This is a genomic window from Amycolatopsis sp. NBRC 101858, assembly GCF_030269325.1.
Taxonomy (GTDB): Bacteria; Actinomycetota; Actinomycetes; order Mycobacteriales; family Pseudonocardiaceae; genus Amycolatopsis; species Amycolatopsis ponsaeliensis.
On the sequence record NZ_BSTD01000001.1, the window covers coordinates 1480659 to 1498403 of the forward strand.

Consider the following 17745-nt stretch of genomic DNA (forward strand, 5'->3'; position numbering starts at 1 on the left):
TGGCCCCATGACCGACGCTGAGTTGACCATCCCCGCAGACCTCAAGCCGGCCGACGGCCGCTTCGGCTGCGGACCGTCGAAGGTCCGCGCCGAGCAGCTGAGTGCACTGGCGGAGTCCGGCTCCACCTACCTCGGCACGTCGCACCGGCAGAAGCCGGTCAAGTCCCTCGTCGGGCGCGTCCGGGCCGGGCTGTCCGAACTGTTCTCCCTGCCCGAGGGCTACGAAGTGATCCTGGGCAACGGCGGCACCACGGCGTTCTGGGACGCGGCCGCGTTCGGCCTGGTGCGCGAGCGCTCGCAGCACTTCACCTACGGCGAGTTCTCCTCGAAGTTCGCCTCCGTCACCAAGGGCGCGCCGTTCCTGGCCGACCCGATCGTCGTGAAGGCCGACGCGGGCAGTGCCCCGGAGATCGCCTACGAAGCCGGCGCGGACCTGGTCGGCTGGGCGCACAACGAGACGTCCACCGGCGTGGCCGTGCCGGTCCGCCGCCCCGAGGGCAGCGACGGCGCGCTCGTCGCGATCGACGCCACCTCCGGCGCGGGCGGGCTCCCGGTCAAGGCCGAGGACTTCGACGTCTACTACTTCGCGCCGCAGAAGTCGTTCGCCGCGGACGGCGGCCTGTGGATCGCGCTGGCTTCGCCGGCCGCGGTCGAGCGCATCGGCGAGATCGGCGGCGGCGACCGCTGGATCCCGGAGTTCCTGTCGCTGACCACCGCGCTGGACAACTCCCGCAAGGACCAGACCTACAACACCCCGGCCGTCGCGACGCTCTTCCTGCTCGCCGAGCAGATCGAGTGGATGAACGGCCAGGGCGGCCTCGAGTGGACGACCGCGCGCACGAAGGACTCGTCGTCGCGGCTGTACGAGTGGGCCGAGAAGACCAGCTACACCACGCCGTTCGTGAAGGACCCGGAGCTGCGCTCGCAGGTCGTCGGCACGGTGGACTTCGCCGACGAGGTCGACGCCGCCGCGGTGGCGAAGGTGCTGCGCGCCAACGGGATCGTCGACACCGAGCCGTACCGCAAGCTGGGCCGCAACCAGCTGCGCGTCGGCCTGTTCCCGGCCATCGACCCGGACGACATCACGAAGCTCACGCAGAGCATCGAGTACGTCGTCGAGCGGCTCGGCTGAGCTAGACGTCCGTGAAGGCCGCGTCGAGGGACTCCCTCGGCGCGGCCTTCGCTTTGTTCAGGCGGCGGGCGGCGAACGCGGCGAGGACCAGCAGCGCCAGGCCGAACAGCTCGTAGGACTCGGTGGCCAACCACCAGCCCACGGACGGCGCCGGCCGCGGCGCGAACCACATCGGGCCCCAGATGAACAGCGTCAGCCCGGCCACCACGACCGCGCCCGACCACCACGTCACGGCCCGGTCGGTCCGCCAGGCGCGGACACCGTAGTAGCCGGCCAGCACCAGGATCGGCACGCACCACGTCCAGTGGTGAGTCCACGAAATCGGCGACACGAGCAGCCCGCCGAGCGCGCACGCGGTCAGCGCGAGCACCGGCTCGCCCGCCCGCACGATCACCACCGCGACCACGGCCATCACGGCGAGCGCGGCCAGCAGCCACCCGATGTTCCCCGCGGTCTCCGGCAGGCCGAGGCGCGTGACCAGGCCTTTCAGCGACTGGTTGCCGACGTAGTCGACGCCGCCGATGCGGCCCGCGTCGAAGACGAGCTTCGTCCAGTACGTGAAGGACGCCGACGGCCGGACCAGCCACAGCAGCGCCCCGGCCGCGACGAACCCGAGGACCACGCGCGCGGCCGACTTGAAGTCGCGGCGGAACAGGAAGTAGACGACGAAGACGGCCGGCGTCAGCTTGATCGCCGCGGCCACGCCGATGAGCAGGCCCTTCGTCCGCTTGCGGTCGCCGGGGAGCAGGACGTCGAGCACGACCAGGACCATCAGCAGCGCGTTGATCTGGCCGAAGCCGAGCGTCGAGCGCACGGGCTCGAGCAGGGCCCCGGCGAGCTGCGCGCCGATGGCGACGAGGGCGGCCACCGCCCGGCCGGCGACCTTCGACGAGTCGGTGAGCGAGCCGTTGAGCGTCGCGACGTAGAGGTAGGCGACGACGCCGGTCGCGACGATCGAAGCGATGCTGACCAGCTTCATCGTCACGGCGAAGGGCAGCAGCGTGCCGGGCAGGAACACGGCCGCGGCGAACGGCGTGTAGGTGAACGGCAGCAGGATCTGGTGCGTGGTCGGCACCCAGGCGTCGTACGGCGAGCCCTGCCCGGCCAGCGCCTTGGCCCCGCCGAGGTAGACCTCGAGGTCCAGGCCGTCGAACCGCTTGAGCAGGAGGACGAGCACGACGGCGGCGACCTCGAGCACGAGCAGCGCCCCCATGAGCTTCCGCCCGGACCAACCCGACACGTCTACCCCCACTCAGCCAGGCCCGACCGGCCGAGATTACCGGGCGCTCAGCGGCCGCCTCGCACCGGCAACCGCACTGACCTGGCGTTCACGGAAGGTCAGCAGCAGCTGTGCATCGGCAAGCCGGTCACCGACCTGGCGTTCACCGCGGTGCCCGCCGCCGCCTCGACGCCGGCCAGCATCCGGTCCAGCTCCGCGCGGTCGAACACCCGCCCCGCCGCGACCACCGTGTCGATCCGGCGGACCGCGCGGATGTCGGCCACCGGGTTCGCGTCGAGGAGCACCAGGTCCGCGACCTTGCCCGGCGCGATCGTGCCCGCCGTCGCGGCGCGGCCGAGGAACGCCGCCGCGTCGCGGGTCACCACCTGCAGCGCCCGGTGGGGCGACAACCCCGCCTCGACCAGGTGGTCCAGCTCGTCGTGCAGGCTGAAGCCCGGGAAGACGTACGGGTTCAGGCAGTCCGTGCCGCCGAGGAGGGCGACGCCCGCCCGGTGCGCCGCGCCTGCCAGCTCGACCTGCGCGTGGAAGTAGGCCTCCTGCTGCGCGATCTCCGCCGGCGTGACCGGCGTGCGGGTCCGCAGCTGCTCGGCCCAGAAGTCCCGCACCGCGCGGGGCACGTACTTCAGCCGCGGGTCGTGCGCGAACGCGTCGGCGGGCGAGCACATCACCCGGTTCACGACCATCGTCGGCGTCAGCCGGGTTCCGTTGTGCGCGAGCCTGCCGAAGAACTCCCGGGCGCGCCACGGGCTGTAGGCCTCGGTCGCCTGCCGGTCCAGCTCGCGGGCCATAGTGAAGAACGTCCGCGGGTGCGCCGGGTCGAACGGCGTCTCGGCGAGGGTCGCGAGGATTTCGTCCCGGCGCGCCGACGTGTAGACGGGGACGCCGAAGAGGTGCTCGAAGCTGCGCTGGCCCGCGTCGCTCGCCACCGGCTGCGAAACCCGGTACGGCCAGTGGCCGGCGAAGGGCAGCCCGGCGCGGCGGCACTCGTCGGCGATGGCGGCGAACGCCTCCGCGCCCAGGTAGGAGTACACCTTGACGAAGTCCGCGCCTTCGGCCTCGGCGGTCCGCACGGCCGCGCGTGCCTCCTCCGCCGTCGCCACCTGCGTGACGGGCGGTGCGAGCAGGGACACCGGGCCGTCGATGATCGAGCTGCCCATGACGACCCGGGGGCCGGCCAGCTCCCCGCGGACGATCTTGTCGCGCACCGCGCGGTTTTCGGCGTAGCCCCACATCTCGCGGATGCCGGTGACGCCGTTGGCCAGGTACAGCGGCGGGAAGACGGCCTCGTAGTCGAGGCCGTGGGTGTGCAGGTCCCAGAGACCGGGCACGAGGTACCGGCCCCGGCCGTCGACGACCCGGACGCCGTTCAGGGGAGGTAGATCCGCGGCGGGACCGGCCCAGGCGATCCGGTCCCCGACCACCACGACCGCCGAGTGCGGGGCGGGCGGGGCATCGGTGCCGTCGACCACGGTGGCCCCGAGCACGACAACGACATCCGAACCGGCCGCGGCGGCCTCCTGGGCGAAGACGGCGGGCACAACCCCCGCGGCGGCGAGCCCCGCACCGGCGACCGCCAGCCACCGGAGAAAGTCACGCCGGTTCGCCTCGACCCGCTCCACGGCGGCCCCCTATCGCTCGGGTTGGGGGCCCCATTCAACCCGCCGGAAGGGGGATGCGGATCTTCCAGCGTGCGCTCTTCGCGCTGCGCACGCTCGGAGGTATGTCCCGGCGTGCAGGCGCCTGGGAAGGACGGAAGGGCCGGTTCGGGAGCCGCCGGCTCTGGCGGGCCCGGGGCGGCGGCTCCCCGAGCCCAGCCGAGCGGCGGCTCCCCAGCGAGCCCGAGGCAGGCGCCCCGCGCAGGCCGGCCCCGCGTGGAGCGCGGCCGACCTGCAACACCGCGGGCAGCGGGTGCCCACCAAACCGCCCCACCTCGGCGCCGCCCCGGAACCGGGTCAGGCCAGTGCCTGCGTCGGTGCCAGCCGGGCCGCTCTCACCGCCGGATAAGCCCCCACCAAAGCCGCCACGCCGACGCCGGCCCGCCTGCGGCGGCGGCGCCCACGGCAGCGTCGCCGGCCTGGCCCTGGCGCCCCGGCCGAGCCCGAGGCGACTGCGGCACTCCGAAGCGACCCAAGGGAGGCCGCTCCAGCCCTGCGCGCCGCAGGTCGGCCGTGCACGGAGCGCGCCCGGCGGCCCCGGAGCCGCCGCCCCAGGCCGAGGCCGAAGCGACTCCGAGCCCGGGTCGCGGCGGCTCCCGAGCCCAGCCCGAGCAGCGGCTTCCCAGCAAGCCAAACCCGAGCAGCAGCTCCCCACGCCCAACCCGAGCGGCGACTCCCCAGCGGACCCGAGCCGCGCGCCCCGCGCAGGCCGGCCCCGCGCGAAGCGCGCGGCCGACCTGCGACACCGCGGGCAACGGGCCGCCCCACCCCGGAACCCGCGTCAGGCCAGTGCCTGCGTCGGTGCCAGCCGGGCCGCTCGCACCGCCGGATAAGCCCCCGCGATCGCCCCCACCAAAGCCGCCACGGCGACGCCGCCCGCCAGCGTTGCCCAGGGCAGTACCGCCGGCCACCCCTGGCTGAGCGCGTAGCCCGCCGTCACCAGCACCCCCGCCAGCACTCCCGCCAGCCCACCCAGTCCCGACAACAGCACCGACTCGGCCAGGAACTGCCCGCGGATCTGCCTCTTCGTCGCCCCGAGTGCCCGACGCAGGCCGATTTCGCGCCGGCGTTCGAGCACCGAAATCACCATCGTGTTGGCCACCCCGACCCCGCCGACCAGCAGCGCCACGCCGCCGAGGCCCAGGAACAGGGCGCTGTACGTCGTGTCCGTCAGCTTCTGGGCCGCCAGTGCGTCCGATGGGCGGCGGACCTCGACCTCGTTCGGCGCCTGGGGGTTCAGCGTCGCGCCCAGCACCGAACGCACACTGTCCACTTGGGATTCCTTCGCGCGGACGTACACAGTGGACGGATGGCCGTCGAACCCGAGGAGCCGCTTCGCGACGTCCCAGCCGACCAGTGCCGACCGCTCGATCTCCGGTGCCAGCGGCATCGGCGCGAGGATGCCGACCACCGTGAACCACTGCGTCCCGATCAGCACCTGCGGCGGCCGGGCCGGGTCGACGTGGTCGATGCCGAGCCGGGCCGCGGCCTGCGCACCCAGCACCGTCACCGGGTAGTCCTGGTTGCCCGCCGCGAGAAAGGCACCGACGCGCACCTTGCCGCCGAGCACGCCCAGCAGGTCCGGCCGCGCCGCGAACACGGCGAGCCCGGACGTGTCGTCCGGCGCGATCTTGTCGCTGCGCCGCACGCTCGCCGACGTGTTCCCGGTGCCGCTGGCCGCCTCCACCGGCCCGATCCGCTTCGCCATCGGGACCGCGTCGTCCGGCAACACGGCGTTGTCCCCGAACAGCGTCTGCCCCGGCCCGGCGGTGAGCAGGTTCGTGCCGAGCGCGGCCAGCCGGTCGTGCAGGGCCTGCGCGCCGGACGCCGGGATCGCCAGCACCGCGACCATCGCCGCGACGCCGATCGCGATGCCCAGCGCGGAAAGCACCGCGCGCACCGGCCGCGTGCGCATGCCGTGCGCCCCGAGCGCGACGACGTCCGGCGGCTTGAGCCGGGCCGGTTCCGGCAGCGTCACCAGCGTCATCGCGCACCCACCAGGCCGGTGTCGAGCCGCAGCCGGCCGTCGAGCAGTTCGATCCGGCGCGGCATCCCCGCGGCGATCTCGCGGTCGTGGGTGATCACGACGATCGTGGTGCCGCCGGTGGACAGCTCCCCGAGCAGCCCGAGCACGGACGCACCGGTACCGGTGTCGAGGTTGCCGGTCGGCTCGTCGGCCAGCAGGATCGACGGCTCGTTGACGACCGCCCGTGCGATCGCGACGCGCTGGCGTTCCCCGCCGGACAGCTCGCCGGGCCGGTGCCACGCCCGGTGCCCCAGCTTGACGCGGTCGAGCGCCGCCAGCGCCCGCTCGCGCCGCCGTCGCCGCGGCACCCCGGCGTAGAGCAGGCCGGTGCACACGTTGTCCACCGCACTCATCCCTTCGTCGAGGAAGAACTGCTGGAACACGAACCCGATCCAGCGCGAGCGCAGCGCGGAGACCTTGCGGTCCGGCAGCGCGGCGACGTCGTGGCCGTGCAGCTCGACGCGCCCCGACGACGGCCGGTCGAGCGTCCCCATCAGGTGCAGCAGGGTCGACTTGCCGGACCCCGACGGCCCGACGATCGCGACCATCTCGCCGTCCTCCAGCGCCAGCGAGACGCCGTCGAGCGCGGCGACCCCGCCGGGGTAGGTGCGCGTGACGTCGTCGACGCGCAGCACGGGCGTCACGACGTCGTCACCACCCGCATGCCCGCGGTCAGGCCGGCGCCGGTGACCTCGACCTTGCCGCCGCTGAACAGTCCGGTTTGGACACCGATCAGCCGGCGCCGGCCGTTTTCGTCGACCTCGACGGCATAACCGCCCTCAGCGAGCGCGAGCAGCGCACCGACCGGGACCGCGAGCACGCCGGAGTGGACGTCCTTGGTGAACCGGACGGTCGCCGGGGCCGAGTCGAGCGTGCCGCCCGCGGCCGGATCGTCGAGCCGGACGGCCACCGTGATCTTGGGCTTGCCGTCGTCCTGACCCGCCGCGTCCTTGCCTTCGACGGCGGTCCGCCCGACGTCGGTGACCGTGCCCTGGCTCGTCTTCCCGTTGATCGTCACGGACGCCTTCGCGCCCTGCTGCGCGAGACCCTGCTTCGCCGCGTCGAGCTTCACCTGCACCGAGCGGACGGTCCCGGTCGTCTTGAGCACCTCGCCCTGCGCCGGCGAACCGGGCTTCGCCGACACCGCCGACACGCGGACCTCGCCGGCCGCGAGCACGACGTCACCCTGGCCGAACGCGCCGGTCTGCTCCAGCCCCAGCGACTTCTGCCACTTCTTCAGCGCGGCCGCCGTCGCGGAGGTGAACTTCTTGTCCGGCGTGCCGAAGCCGCCGAACCCGCACGCCTTGAGGTTCTCCTCCAGCTGCTTGACATCGGCGCCGTCGTCCGCGCCGGTGGCGAGGTCGCGGTAGAACGGCAGCGTGCCGTAGAACAGCGGCACCGGCTTCGCGTCCACGCCGTACACCGCCTTGCAGCGGGTGATCGTGGCGCCCGCCGCCGGCAACGACGTGATCGTGCCGGGCTTGCGGCCCTGGACGGTCTCCTCGTCGCCGTAGCCGAGGGTGCCGTCGGCCTCTTCTTCCTCACTGAGGTCGGTCTTGACGACCTCGGCGGTTTCGACCGACGGCGGCGTCGCTTCCTTGACCGGCGTCGCACTCGACACCCGGGTCAGGATCACCACCGAGCTGGTGCCGAGCACCACGACGAGGACGGCGCCGGCGACGAACCAGCGCGTCCGGCCGCGGCGGCGCGCCTTCAAGTGGGTCACTTCGGTCATTTGCCCGCCTCGGAGCTGACGCTCATGCCGAGCCCGCACGCCTTCGCGGCGGCTTCGAACTTCTTCGGGTCGTCGCCCGGGCCACCGATCCGCGTCGCGCCCTTGCCGCTGGGGTCGGGGTCCGGCATGTCGATGCCGTGCTCGCGCATGCACTTGGCGTCCTTGCGCATCTTGTCGAGCTCCTCGGCGCTCGGCGGCTTCATCTCGCCGCCGTTGGGCATGAGGTGCTTGCACTCCTTCTGCGCGGTTTCGATCTTCGACGCGTCGGCGCCGTCCCCGCCGAGGGTGACCGCCATGCCGCCGCCGTCGCCGGCCGGCTTCGGGTCGGGCATGTCGACGCCGTGCTCGCGCATGCACTTGGCGAAGTCGCGCATCTTGTCTTCGTCGCTCTTGCCGCTGGTGTCGGCCGCGGTGGGCCCGCCCGACTTCGGCGGCGTCGAGATCGAGGCGACCTTGCCGCCGTCGTCCCCCTGGGCGCCGCAGCCCCCGAGCAGCAGGGCCGCCCCGAGCGCCGCGACGACGATCCGTGTCCGCATGGCTCGCTCCTTTCGTGTCCTGATGGGTGCCAGGTCTACGGATCGGGGCATTCGGGCGCGCTAAGCGACGTCGCTTATGCGGTCCTTATGGCCTCCCTGCGCAGACTGGGCGGGTGCGCGTGCTGGTGGTGGAGGACGAACGGCTGCTGGCCGACTCGGTGGCGGAGGGCCTGCGGCGGTTTTCGATGGCCGTCGACGTCTGTTACGACGGCGAGCAGGCCCTGGAACGCGTCGGCGTCCACGGCTACGACGTCGTGGTCCTCGACCGCGACCTGCCGAAGGTGCACGGCGACGCCGTCTGCGCGGCCGTGGTCAAGGCCGGCGGTGAGGCGCGGGTCCTCATGCTGACCGCGGCCGCCGACGTCACCGACCGCGTCGCCGGCCTGGGCCTCGGCGCCGACGACTACCTGACGAAGCCGTTCGCGTTCGCCGAGCTGGTCGCCCGGGTGCAAGCGTTGTCGCGGCGCGCGCGGCCCGCGTTGCCGCCGGTGCTGGAACGCGACGGCGTCGTGCTCGACCTGCCGCGCCACCAGGCCGCCCGCGACGGCCGGTTCCTGCTGCTCTCGCCGAAGGAGTTCGCCGTGCTCGAGGTGCTCATGCGGGCGGAGGGCGCGGTGGTCAGCGCCGAGGACCTGCTGGACAAGGCGTGGGACGAGCACGCCGACCCGTTCACGAACGCGGTGCGCGTCGCGGTGATGACGCTGCGCCGGAAGCTCGGCGACCCGCCGGTCATCGGGACCGTGCCCGGCGCCGGCTACCGGTTCGGCACGCCGTGAACACCGTGAACGCCCTGTCCGTCCGGACGAAGCTGACGGCCTGGTACGGCGGGCTGTTCCTGCTCGCCGGGCTGGTGCTCGTCGTCATCAACTACCTGCTGGTGCAGAGCACGCTGCCCGACCCGGCCCGGGTCGCCTCGTCGACGATCGGCTCGGCCGACGCCACCTACGGCATCACGGCCGGCACACCCATGCCGTCCGAAGGCGTGGCAGTGCGGCTGCTGAGCGGCTCGCTGGAGGACTACCGCTCCTCGACGCTGTCCACGCTGGTCGTCGGCTCGGCGATCGCGCTGGTGGCGACGGCGGCGCTGGCCGTGCTGTTCGGCTGGCTGATGGCGGGCCGCGCGCTGCGGCCCCTGCACGACATCACGTCGGCGGCGCGGCGGCTCGAAGCGGGCAAGCTCGACCGGCGGATCAACCTGGAGGGCCCGCCCGACGAGCTGAAGGAGCTGGCGGACACGTTCGACGGCATGCTCGACCGGCTCGCCGAGTCGTTCGACAGCCAGAAGCGGTTCGTCGCGAACGCCTCCCACGAGCTGCGGACGCCCCTGGCGGTGCAGCGGACGCTGGTCGAGGTCGCGATGGCCGACCCCGAAGTGACGCCGGAGCTGCGGAAGCTCGGCTCGCACCTGCTGCTCACGAACGAGCGCAGCGAGCGGATGATCGAGGGCCTGCTGATCCTGGCCCGCAGCGACCGCGGGCTCACCGCACGCGCCCCGGTCCGCCTCGACGAGGTGGTGGCGGCGGTGGTCCGGTCGACGTCCGCGCAGGCGGCGTCGGCGGGGGTGAAGGTGGAGACGCGGCTGCGGCCCCGCGTGGTGGCGGGCGACCCGGTACTGCTCGAACGGCTGGTGACGAACCTGCTCGTCAACGCGATCACCTACAACGCTTCGGGCGGCTGGGTGTACGTCGAGGTGCGCGGCGACCCGGCGCTGGAGGTGCGGAACTCGGGGCCGGTGGTGCCGCCCGAAGCCGTGCCGACGTTGTTCGAGCCGTTCCGCCGGGTCGGTTCGGAGCGGACCGGCGACACGCGCAACGCCGGACTGGGGTTGTCGATCGTGCGGTCGGTCGCCCAGGCCCACGGTGGCTACGCGGAGGCCCAGCCCGGCCGGCGCGGCGGTCTCACGGTGACGGTCCGCCTGCCGCCTTCCTGATCCACTCGATCGTGACTGACCGTGTCCGGCGTGTCACCCGGCAGCCGCCGACCTGGGTGATCCATGATGCGGACGTCGCAAAGTGAACAGTGGGCAGTTCTGCACGGACTCGGCGCGCCTCGCACGTCAAGCCGACGCGCCGTTCTAACGTGGGCACCCACAACGGTGAAGCATCGGGGAAGGCGAACAATGCGCACGCTTCGAGTAGTCGGGCTGCACGAGGACGGTAAGTCCATCGTGTGCGAAGACTCGGCGAGCGGTACGCGCTTCCTCCTCCCGGCCGATGAAAGACTGCGCGCGGCGGCGCGGGGTGACCTCACCCGCCTCGGCCAGATCGAAATCGAGTTGGAGAGCCAGATGCGGCCACGCGAGATCCAGGCGCGAATCCGCGCCGGCGAGTCGGTCCAGCAAGTCGCGGCGGGCGCCGGGATTTCGGAGCAGCGCGTCGAGCGCTACGCCTACCCCGTGCTGCTCGAGCGGTCCCGGACCGCCGAGCTCGCGCAGAGCGCCCACCCGGTCCGCGAGGACGGCCCGGACGTGCAGACGCTCGGCGAGGTCGTCGCGTACGGCTTCGGCGTCCGCGGGCACGACTACTCGAAGGCTTCCTGGGACGCCTGGAAGGGCGACGACGGCCGCTGGGTCGTCGTGCTGCAGTGGAAGGCCGGGCGCTCGGACAACCGCGCGCACTGGGCGTTCTCGCCCGGGGCGCACGGCGGCACGGTCATGGCGCTCGACGAGAACGCCGAGGTCCTGCTCGACCCGAACGCGTACCGCGCGCCCCGCACGGTCCGCGCCCTCGACCCGGCCCGCGACGCGGAGTTCCAGCCGACGCTGGACTCGGTGCCGCCCCAGGACCACGCCGAGCTGCCGGCCGCCGAGCCGGACCCGGACGACGACACCCGCGAGATCCCCCGCGTCCCGGCGGATCCCGAGGACGACACCGCCACCGACCAGCCGCGGCCGAAGGCCAAGAAGAACCACCCGATCGTGCCGTCCTGGGAGGACGTGCTGCTCGGGGTCCGCTCGCAGCGCGGCTGAGTCCTACTCGACCAGCGCCGCGAGCGTCTTCGGGGCCACCAGGCGGTAGGCCTCCCGGACGATCCGGTCGATCTCGCCCCAGTCGACGTCGACGTCGAGCCGCACGCCCAGCCAGCCGCGGTGCCCGACGTAGGCCGGCCGGAAGAAGCGCCCGGGCTCGGTGCGCACCAGCTCCTCCTGCGCCCCGGGCGGCGCCGGGCACCAGAAGGCGAGCCTGCCGTCGCCGTGGTGGTCGTCGGCGAACATGACGAACGTCTTCTTGCCGCGCACGAACCACGCGGGCGACCCGTGGCTGAGCCGCTCGGTCGCTTCGGGCAGGGCCAGGCACAACTTCCGCAACGCGTCGAGCTGCCGCATCCCGCCAGGTTACGATGTCACGCTGAGGGAGGGATCGGTCATGCAGCGTGACATCCGATGATGACGACGGCGCCGCCCGCCGAGCAGGCGTGGCTCCTGCGGCTGGGCGAACTGCGGTTCCGCGTCTTCTCCGGCGCCCCGGTCGTCGAGGTGTCGCCGGCGCAGTGGGGGCTCGACGACCGCGCCGTCCGGCAGGCCGCGGCCGGTCGCCGGTACCGCGAAACCCCGCCCGGCCAGGCCGGTTTCCTGCGGTTCGAGTTCGCGCCCGGCTCCTTCCCGCCGCACTTCGACCGCGGCCCCGGCACGGACGCCGACCGGCGGCGGCTCGGGAAGCTGCTCGCCGGGCAGGAGCAGTTCTGGGCGAGCACGCGCCGGCTGCGGCTCGGCCGGGCGGACGTCGGCGCGGTCGCGGCGGCCGCCGGGATGACCGTCGTGGCCGAGGCCGCCGACCCGACCGACCGGCTCCTGCTGCTGCGCCGTTCCGGGCTGCCGGACGAGGAACTGCGCTCGCGCACCCGGCAGCGGATCACCCGGGCGCAGGTCTGGGCCGGTGTCGGCGGCCTGTTCGCCGCCTGCGCAGTGGCCGCGCTCGTCTGGGGGCGGCTCACGGACCGGGCGCTCGGCCCGCTGCTGCTCGTGTTCGGCGCCGCCGCGAGCCTGCTCGTCACCGGAGTGGCGATGCGGGTCGTCGCCGGCCGCTCACCGCGCCTGCCCTGGCTGGACGCGCAGTTCGACGGCCGGTCGCACGCCGCCGTCCCTTACCCGGTCTCGCTGTCCACGGAGCTGCTGGCCGAGGTCGCCTCGCGGTACGGCTACTTCTACGGCGGCCCGGTCACCACCGGGCGCAACGAGACGTCGCACCTCTTCGTCAAGTGCCGTCCCGGGCTGGTGTTCGGGACCCCGGCCCTCCCCGGCCCGCCCGGCTTCGAGCCCCCGGCCGGGTCGCCGGAGCGGGAGCAGTGGCTGCGCAACCACCTCGACGGCCGTGACGAGCTGTGGATCAGCGTCCGGCACGCGAAGCTGCCGCCGGCCCGGATCGCCGAGATCGCCGGTGGCGAGGGCCTGTCCGCCCTCGCGCACTTCGCCGATCCCACCGACCTGATCCTGCTGCTGCGCCGCCCGTCGGCGCCGCCACGCGCGCCGAGGAAGTTCCGGATGTCGTTCGCCGGCTTCCTCGTCCCCGCGGCGTGGGCCCTGCTGTGCTTCGGCGGCGGCGCGGTGACGGCCGTGCTCGACGGAGACGAGCACCTCTTCGCGGTCGGCGCTTTCCTCGCGGTGCTCGGCGTGCCCCCGCTGTTGTGGGTGCTGCGGGTCTTCCCCCGCTCGACCCGCGTCGGCTGGCTGGCCGGGGAGTTCACCGGGAAGGCCGGCGTCACCTTCTTCAGCGGCCAGTTCGACGTCTCCCCCGAGCTGGAACGCCGGATCGCCGGCTACCACGGTTACGCGTTCCGCTCCGAGACCCACACACAGGCCCAGGGCAGGCTCGTCACCTACGTCCGGTACCGCTAGAAGGCGATCACCAGCACGCCGACCCACGCGATCACGACGCCGCCCGCCGCGCCGTACGCGGCCCAGCGCAGGATCGGGGTCCGGCGGATCAGCCACAGCGACGGCGTGATCCCGGCCGTCACGACGACCGACGCCCCGAGCGCCACCCAGCCGCTGGTCTCGCGGGCCAGCGTCGAAGCCAGCGCCAGCATGGCCACCACGACCACGGCCGCGATGAACGCCGAGACGGTCAGCCCGGTCAGCCACGGCGTCGGCTCCCCGGCCGGGCCCGCCGGGCCGAGCACCGACCGGACGAACCGGTGGCCGGGCGACTCGGCCCGCGGAGCCGGTTCGACGACCGTGTCGGCGCCGGTCACCGGGTCCACGAACCGCACGGTCGTGCCCATCACCGAGGCGAGCCGGCCGGCCAGCTGGCGGCCGCGCTGCGAGACGACCGCGCCCGCTTCGGCGCCGGAGTCGGCCGAGACGGCGGACGCGACGCGCGCCCATTCGTGCAGGGCCTGCGCGAGGTCCGAACCGATCGCGAGCTTGTGCGGGTCGACCTCGCGCGCCTGCTCCCCGCCGGGTCCGGCGAGCACCGCGCGCTCACCGCGGATCCGCAGCTCCATGGTGTCCCTCCGCGCCGGTTACGCCTCGAAACCGAAACCTTAGTCGGCCCGCGCCAGTTCGTAGAAGGCCACGGCGGCGGCCGTCGCGATGTTGAGGGAGTCGACACCGGCCGGCATGGGTATCCGGACCGCGTGATCAGCCGCCGCCAGTGCCGTTTCGGTCAGCCCGGGACCTTCCGCGCCGAACAGCAGCGCCACCCGGCCGGGTGCGTGCGCCCGCAGTTCGCGCAGCGGGACCGAGCCCGGCCGGGGCGTGAACGCGGCGACGGCGAACCCGCGCGCCCGCAGGTCGTCGAGCCCGTCCGGCCAGTCCGTGAGGTGCCCGAACGGCACGCGCAGGACGTGGCCCATCGACACGCGCACGCTGCGCCGGTAGAGCGGGTCGGAACAGCCCGGCCCGAGCAGGACGCCGCCGACGCCGAGCGCGGCCGCGTTGCGGAAGAGCGCGCCGAGGTTTTCGTGGTCCCCCACGCCTTCGAGGACGGCGATCGTGCCGGCGTTCGCGACGACCTCGGAAACCGTCAGCGGCGCCGGCCGGTCCGCGACGGCGAGGATCCCGCGGTTGAGGTGGAAGCCGACGACGTCGGCCATCGTCTCCGCCGAAGCCGCGTACTGCGGCACGTCCGTCCCGGCGAGGTCGTCCGCCAGCTCGGCGAACCGCCGTTCGACGCCCAGCAGAGCCCGTACCGGGTACCGGGACGCCAGCAGCCGGGACACCACGACGGTGCCCTCGGCGATGACGAGTCCCTTGCCGCCCGGGCGGTCCGGGCGGCGGTCCGCTGTGGACAGGTCCCGGAAATCGTCGACCCTCGGGTCGTCCCGGCGGTCGATGTGGATCAGGCCCATCCGCCCAGTCTGTCATCCGCTTGCCGGGCGCTTCACTGGTCCGAACGTCCGGCCGGGAGTGCGGCAAACGGGTTCTTTTTGCTGTCGGTTAACTCGCCGTGACGGAGAGCACCAGTTTGGCCGCTAGCCCGGTTGCATCGGCTGTGTAACGGTTGTCCGCCAGGACCTGAAACACGTCCTAGTTCCGCGTCAAACGAAAAGCAGGGATGGTCATGGGGATGGACCTCGCGGCTCAACCGTTCAACACGCTCGACCGGGGACGGTACCGCCGCAAGGTGCAGCGCTGTCTCGACACGTTGGCCCGCATGCTCACCGACGGCAGCTTTTCGTTCCCCCGCAAGAACATCGGCCTCGAGGTCGAGCTGAACCTGGTCGACCGCGAGCTGCGCCCGTCGATGACGAACACCGCCGTGCTCGAAGCGCTGGACGACCCGTCGTTCACCACCGAGCTGGGCCAGCACAACATCGAGCTGAACGTGCCGCCGCGGCCGCTGGCCGGCGATTCGGCCCTCCAGCTCGAAGACGACCTCCGCGCGTACCTCGCGACCGCGGCGTCGAAGGCCCGCGACACCGGGTCGTCGCTGGCCATGATCGGCATCCTGCCGACGTTGAAGCACGAGCACTTCGACCAGAAGTGGCTCACCAACAAATCGCGGTACGTCACCCTGAACGACCAGATCTTCGCGGCGCGCGGCGAACGGACCGTGCTGGCGATGGAAGGCGCGCCGCTGCCGGGCCAGCAACCGGAACGCCTTCGCAGCTATGCGGAATCCATTCTTCCGGAAGCCGCGTGCACGAGCGTGCAGCTGCACTTGCAGGTGGCGCCGGAGGAGTTCGCCGCGCACTGGAACGCGGCCCAGTGCCTGGCCGGGCTGCAGATCGCGCTCGCCACGAACTCGCCGTTCCTGCTGGGCAAGGCACTCTGGCAGGAGACGCGCATCCCGCTGTTCCTGCAGGCGACCGACACCCGCCCGGAAGAGCTGAAGAACCAGGGCGTGCGGCCGCGTGTCTGGTTCGGCGAGCGCTGGATCACGTCGATCTTCGACCTGTTCGAGGAGAACGTCCGCTACTTCCCCGGCCTGCTCCCGGAAACCGACGTCGAAGACCCGATCGAGGCGCTCGACGCGGGCCAGGCGCCCAAGCTCACCGAGCTGCGCATGCACAACGGCACCATCTGGCGCTGGAACCGCCCGGTGTACGACGTCGTCGACGGCCTGCCGCACCTGCGGATCGAGAACCGGGTGCTGCCGGCCGGCCCGACCGTCGTCGACACCGTGGCGAACGCGGCGTTCTTCTACGGCGCCCAGCGCGCGCTCGCCGAGGCGGAACGCCCGGTGTGGAGCCAGATGTCCTTCCAGGCGGCGGAAGAGAACCTCTACGCCGGCGCGCGCCGCGGCTTCGAGGCGCAGCTGTACTGGCCGGGCATCGGCTGGATCCCGCCGGACGAGCTGGCGCTGCGCGTGCTGCTCCCGCTCGCCCACGAGGGGCTGCGCCGTTCCGACGTCTCCGACGAAGCCCGCGAGCGCTACCTCGGGATCATCGAGCGCCGCTGCCTCGCCCGGCGGACCGGGGCGACCTGGCAGCGCGACTACGTCCTGCGGGCGCAGGAACGCGGGCTCGACCGCGAGGCGGCGCTGACCCGGATGCTCGGGCGCTACCTGGAGCTCTCGGAGGCCGGCGAGCCGGTGCACACCTGGCAGCTCGATGATTGAGCGCTAGCCTGGGTCGATGCCGAAGATTCTCGGTGAGTCGCTCGAAGCGCACCGGCGTGAGGTGCGGACGCGGGTCTTCGAAGTCCTGCGCGCCCAGCTGTACGAACGCGGCTTCGACGCGATCACGCTCGCCGGGGTCGCCTCGGCCGCCGGGGTGGGCCGGACCGCGCTGTACAACCACTTCCCCGACAAGGAAAGCCTGCTCGTCGCCTTCGTCGAGGACGAAGCGGCGCGGTACGTCACGCGGCTGACCGAAGCCGTCGAGGCCCACGCCGACCCAGTGGACCAGCTCGCCACGTTCGTCCGGCTGCAGCTGCGCGTGCTGGCCGAGTACCACATGCCGCCGGGCACGGCGCTCGCGTCGGCGCTGGCACCCGCGGCGTACCGGCGGATCAGCGCGCACGCCGACCCGATCACCGACCGGCTGCGCGCGATCCTGGCCGGCGGCGTCGACCTCGGGCGCTGGCCGGCCGAGGACCCGGACGTCCTGATCCCGATGATCACCGCCGCGCTGGGCAACCGGACGCTGGTCGACGGGCCCCCCGAACAGCTCGGCGACGTCGTCGAAGCGGCGGTGCGCTTCGTGCTGCGAGCGGTCGGAGCTGCGATTTAGGGTAGCCTAACCCGGAGAAATGCCCTACGATCTTTCTGACAGCGTGTCAGATCGATCGCCGGGAGGCCTGCCCATGTCGGTGACCACGGATGCCCGCCCCTTTTCGGCGACCCTGCGCGCGTCGACGCTCGAGGTGCACGAGAAGGCGAACTACTCGACGTACATGCGTGCCCTGCTCGGCGGCGAGCTGACGCAGGAGGGCTACACCCAGCTCGCGATCCAGTACTACTTCGTCTACGGCGCGATCGAGGCGGCGAGCGACCGCATGGCCGGCGACCCGGTCGGGGGCGAGTTCGTGTTCGACGAGCTGCGCCGGCTGCCCCACCTCGAGCGCGACCTCGCGCACCTGGTCGGCCCGGACTGGCGTTCGACGATCACCCCGCTGGAGTCGACGCGGGCGTACGTCGCGCGAGTCGGCGAAGCGTCTTCGTGGGCGGGCGGGTACGTGGCGCATCACTACACGCGCTACCTGGGCGACATCGCGGGCGGCCAGGCGATCCGGCGGCTGCTGGAGAAGACGTACGACGTCGCCGAGGCGGGCACCCTCTTCTACCACTTCGAGGGCATCGGCAGCGCGCCCCGCTTCCGCGACCGGTACCGCGCGAAGCTGGACAACGCGCCGTGGGACGAGGCCGAGCGCGCGCGGGTGATCGACGAGACGCTCGTCGCGTTCGAGTGCAACGTCGCCGTGTTCGAGGAGCTGGCTTCGCGGCTCGACGAATACCGCGCCTGAATGATCGTCGTCACAGCTCGTTGACCTCCAGTTAAGTCCAGGTAGCAGGCTCGGTTTCGGGTGGCAGGCCGCCGG

General features: G+C 72.8%; 17 protein-coding genes. 8 read left to right on the forward strand and 9 right to left on the reverse strand.

What is annotated here, in order from left to right; translation table 11 throughout:
• Nucleotides 1-7: 7 nt before the first annotated feature.
• Nucleotides 8-1132: a phosphoserine transaminase gene (gene serC, locus QSK39_RS07075; protein ID WP_285476822.1), complete on the forward strand. Its 1125-nt coding sequence runs from the start codon at nt 8-10 to the stop codon at nt 1130-1132.
• 1 nt (nt 1133) lies between these two features.
• Here serC and QSK39_RS07080 read toward each other — a convergent pair whose 3' ends face one another.
• The 6 genes from QSK39_RS07080 to QSK39_RS07105 form a co-directional block, all read right to left on the reverse strand.
• Entirely contained in the window at nt 1134-2345 is a 1212-nt protein-coding gene (locus QSK39_RS07080) for a glycosyltransferase 87 family protein (RefSeq protein WP_285476823.1), read from the reverse strand.
• 125 nt (nt 2346-2470) lie between these two features.
• Nucleotides 2471-3991, reverse strand: coding sequence for an amidohydrolase family protein (locus tag QSK39_RS07085; RefSeq protein ID WP_285476824.1), 1521 nt, complete (start codon nt 3989-3991; stop codon nt 2471-2473).
• Between the two features lie 817 nt (nt 3992-4808).
• Nucleotides 4809-6014 carry an ABC transporter permease gene (locus QSK39_RS07090; protein ID WP_285476825.1) on the reverse strand — a complete coding sequence of 402 codons (1206 nt, stop codon included), beginning with the start codon at nt 6012-6014 and terminating at the stop codon, nt 4809-4811.
• On the reverse strand, nt 6011-6697 hold the full coding sequence (locus QSK39_RS07095; protein ID WP_285476826.1) for an ABC transporter ATP-binding protein: 687 nt from the start codon (nt 6695-6697) through the stop codon (nt 6011-6013). The genes QSK39_RS07090 and QSK39_RS07095 overlap by 4 nt, the downstream gene beginning before the upstream one ends.
• Nucleotides 6694-7788 (reverse strand): peptidoglycan-binding protein, encoded by a 1095-nt coding sequence (locus tag QSK39_RS07100; RefSeq protein ID WP_285476827.1) that lies wholly within the window; start codon nt 7786-7788, stop codon nt 6694-6696. Before QSK39_RS07100 ends, QSK39_RS07095 begins: the two co-directional genes overlap by 4 nt.
• Nucleotides 7785-8324, reverse strand: a complete 540-nt coding sequence (locus QSK39_RS07105) for a hypothetical protein (RefSeq protein ID WP_285476828.1) — start codon at nt 8322-8324, stop codon at nt 7785-7787. Before QSK39_RS07105 ends, QSK39_RS07100 begins: the two co-directional genes overlap by 4 nt.
• A 113-nt stretch (nt 8325-8437) precedes the next feature.
• On the opposite strand from QSK39_RS07105, the gene QSK39_RS07110 reads away from it, so the two are divergent.
• The 3 genes from QSK39_RS07110 to sepH all read left to right on the forward strand — a co-directional run bounded on the left by QSK39_RS07110 (nt 8438) and on the right by sepH (nt 11292).
• The gene (locus tag QSK39_RS07110; RefSeq protein WP_285476829.1) at nt 8438-9100 is read left to right on the forward strand and encodes a response regulator transcription factor; all 663 of its coding nucleotides are present in this window, start codon (nt 8438-8440) and stop codon (nt 9098-9100) included.
• Nucleotides 9101-9105: 5 nt separating this feature from the next.
• On the forward strand, nt 9106-10254 hold the full coding sequence (locus tag QSK39_RS07115) for a sensor histidine kinase (protein ID WP_285476830.1): 1149 nt from the start codon (nt 9106-9108) through the stop codon (nt 10252-10254).
• Nucleotides 10255-10443: 189 nt separating this feature from the next.
• Nucleotides 10444-11292 carry a septation protein SepH gene (sepH, locus tag QSK39_RS07120; protein WP_285476831.1) on the forward strand — a complete coding sequence of 283 codons (849 nt, stop codon included), beginning with the start codon at nt 10444-10446 and terminating at the stop codon, nt 11290-11292.
• 3 nt (nt 11293-11295) lie between these two features.
• Here the strand turns inward: sepH and QSK39_RS07125 are convergent, their stop codons facing one another.
• A complete protein-coding gene (locus tag QSK39_RS07125; RefSeq protein ID WP_284742993.1) occupies nt 11296-11649 on the reverse strand; it encodes an MmcQ/YjbR family DNA-binding protein in 354 nt (117 codons plus the stop codon).
• Nucleotides 11650-11709: 60 nt separating this feature from the next.
• On the opposite strand from QSK39_RS07125, the gene QSK39_RS07130 reads away from it, so the two are divergent.
• Complete coding sequence (locus QSK39_RS07130) at nt 11710-13158, forward strand: hypothetical protein (RefSeq protein WP_285476832.1); 1449 nt, start codon at nt 11710-11712, stop codon at nt 13156-13158.
• On the opposite strand, the gene QSK39_RS07135 is transcribed toward QSK39_RS07130, so the two are convergent.
• Both QSK39_RS07135 and QSK39_RS07140 read right to left on the reverse strand, forming a co-directional pair.
• Nucleotides 13155-13766: a DUF2537 domain-containing protein gene (locus QSK39_RS07135; RefSeq protein ID WP_285476833.1), complete on the reverse strand. Its 612-nt coding sequence runs from the start codon at nt 13764-13766 to the stop codon at nt 13155-13157. The two genes, QSK39_RS07130 and QSK39_RS07135, sit on opposite strands and share 4 nt — an antisense overlap.
• Nucleotides 13767-13805: 39 nt before the next feature.
• Entirely contained in the window at nt 13806-14612 is an 807-nt protein-coding gene (locus QSK39_RS07140; RefSeq protein WP_285476834.1) for a TrmH family RNA methyltransferase, read from the reverse strand.
• A 212-nt stretch (nt 14613-14824) separates the two neighbouring features.
• Between QSK39_RS07140 and QSK39_RS07145 the strand changes: the two genes are divergently transcribed.
• The 3 genes from QSK39_RS07145 to QSK39_RS07155 all read left to right on the forward strand — a co-directional run bounded on the left by QSK39_RS07145 (nt 14825) and on the right by QSK39_RS07155 (nt 17670).
• The gene (locus QSK39_RS07145) at nt 14825-16324 is read left to right on the forward strand and encodes a glutamate-cysteine ligase family protein (RefSeq protein WP_285476835.1); all 1500 of its coding nucleotides are present in this window, start codon (nt 14825-14827) and stop codon (nt 16322-16324) included.
• Between the two features lie 16 nt (nt 16325-16340).
• A complete protein-coding gene (locus QSK39_RS07150; protein ID WP_284742998.1) occupies nt 16341-16937 on the forward strand; it encodes a TetR/AcrR family transcriptional regulator in 597 nt (198 codons plus the stop codon).
• A 73-nt stretch (nt 16938-17010) separates the two neighbouring features.
• The gene (locus QSK39_RS07155) at nt 17011-17670 is read left to right on the forward strand and encodes a biliverdin-producing heme oxygenase (RefSeq protein ID WP_285476836.1); all 660 of its coding nucleotides are present in this window, start codon (nt 17011-17013) and stop codon (nt 17668-17670) included.
• The last annotated feature ends 75 nt before the right edge of the window (nt 17671-17745 follow it).

Coding starts and splice junctions, on each gene's coding strand:
- QSK39_RS07130 (WP_285476832.1), top strand. CDS start 11,710: ATGACGACGGCGCCGCCCGCCGAGCAGGCGTGGCTCCTGCGGCTGGGC.
- QSK39_RS07090 (WP_285476825.1), bottom strand. CDS start 6,014: ATGACGCTGGTGACGCTGCCGGAACCGGCCCGGCTCAAGCCGCCGGAC.
- QSK39_RS07150 (WP_284742998.1), top strand. CDS start 16,341: ATGCCGAAGATTCTCGGTGAGTCGCTCGAAGCGCACCGGCGTGAGGTG.
- QSK39_RS07140 (WP_285476834.1), bottom strand. CDS start 14,612: ATGGGCCTGATCCACATCGACCGCCGGGACGACCCGAGGGTCGACGAT.
- QSK39_RS07145 (WP_285476835.1), top strand. CDS start 14,825: ATGGGGATGGACCTCGCGGCTCAACCGTTCAACACGCTCGACCGGGGA.
- serC (WP_285476822.1), top strand. CDS start 8: ATGACCGACGCTGAGTTGACCATCCCCGCAGACCTCAAGCCGGCCGAC.
- QSK39_RS07125 (WP_284742993.1), bottom strand. CDS start 11,649: ATGCGGCAGCTCGACGCGTTGCGGAAGTTGTGCCTGGCCCTGCCCGAA.
- sepH (WP_285476831.1), top strand. CDS start 10,444: ATGCGCACGCTTCGAGTAGTCGGGCTGCACGAGGACGGTAAGTCCATC.
- QSK39_RS07100 (WP_285476827.1), bottom strand. CDS start 7,788: ATGACCGAAGTGACCCACTTGAAGGCGCGCCGCCGCGGCCGGACGCGC.
- QSK39_RS07135 (WP_285476833.1), bottom strand. CDS start 13,766: ATGGAGCTGCGGATCCGCGGTGAGCGCGCGGTGCTCGCCGGACCCGGC.
- QSK39_RS07080 (WP_285476823.1), bottom strand. CDS start 2,345: ATGGGGGCGCTGCTCGTGCTCGAGGTCGCCGCCGTCGTGCTCGTCCTC.
- QSK39_RS07155 (WP_285476836.1), top strand. CDS start 17,011: ATGTCGGTGACCACGGATGCCCGCCCCTTTTCGGCGACCCTGCGCGCG.
- QSK39_RS07105 (WP_285476828.1), bottom strand. CDS start 8,324: ATGCGGACACGGATCGTCGTCGCGGCGCTCGGGGCGGCCCTGCTGCTC.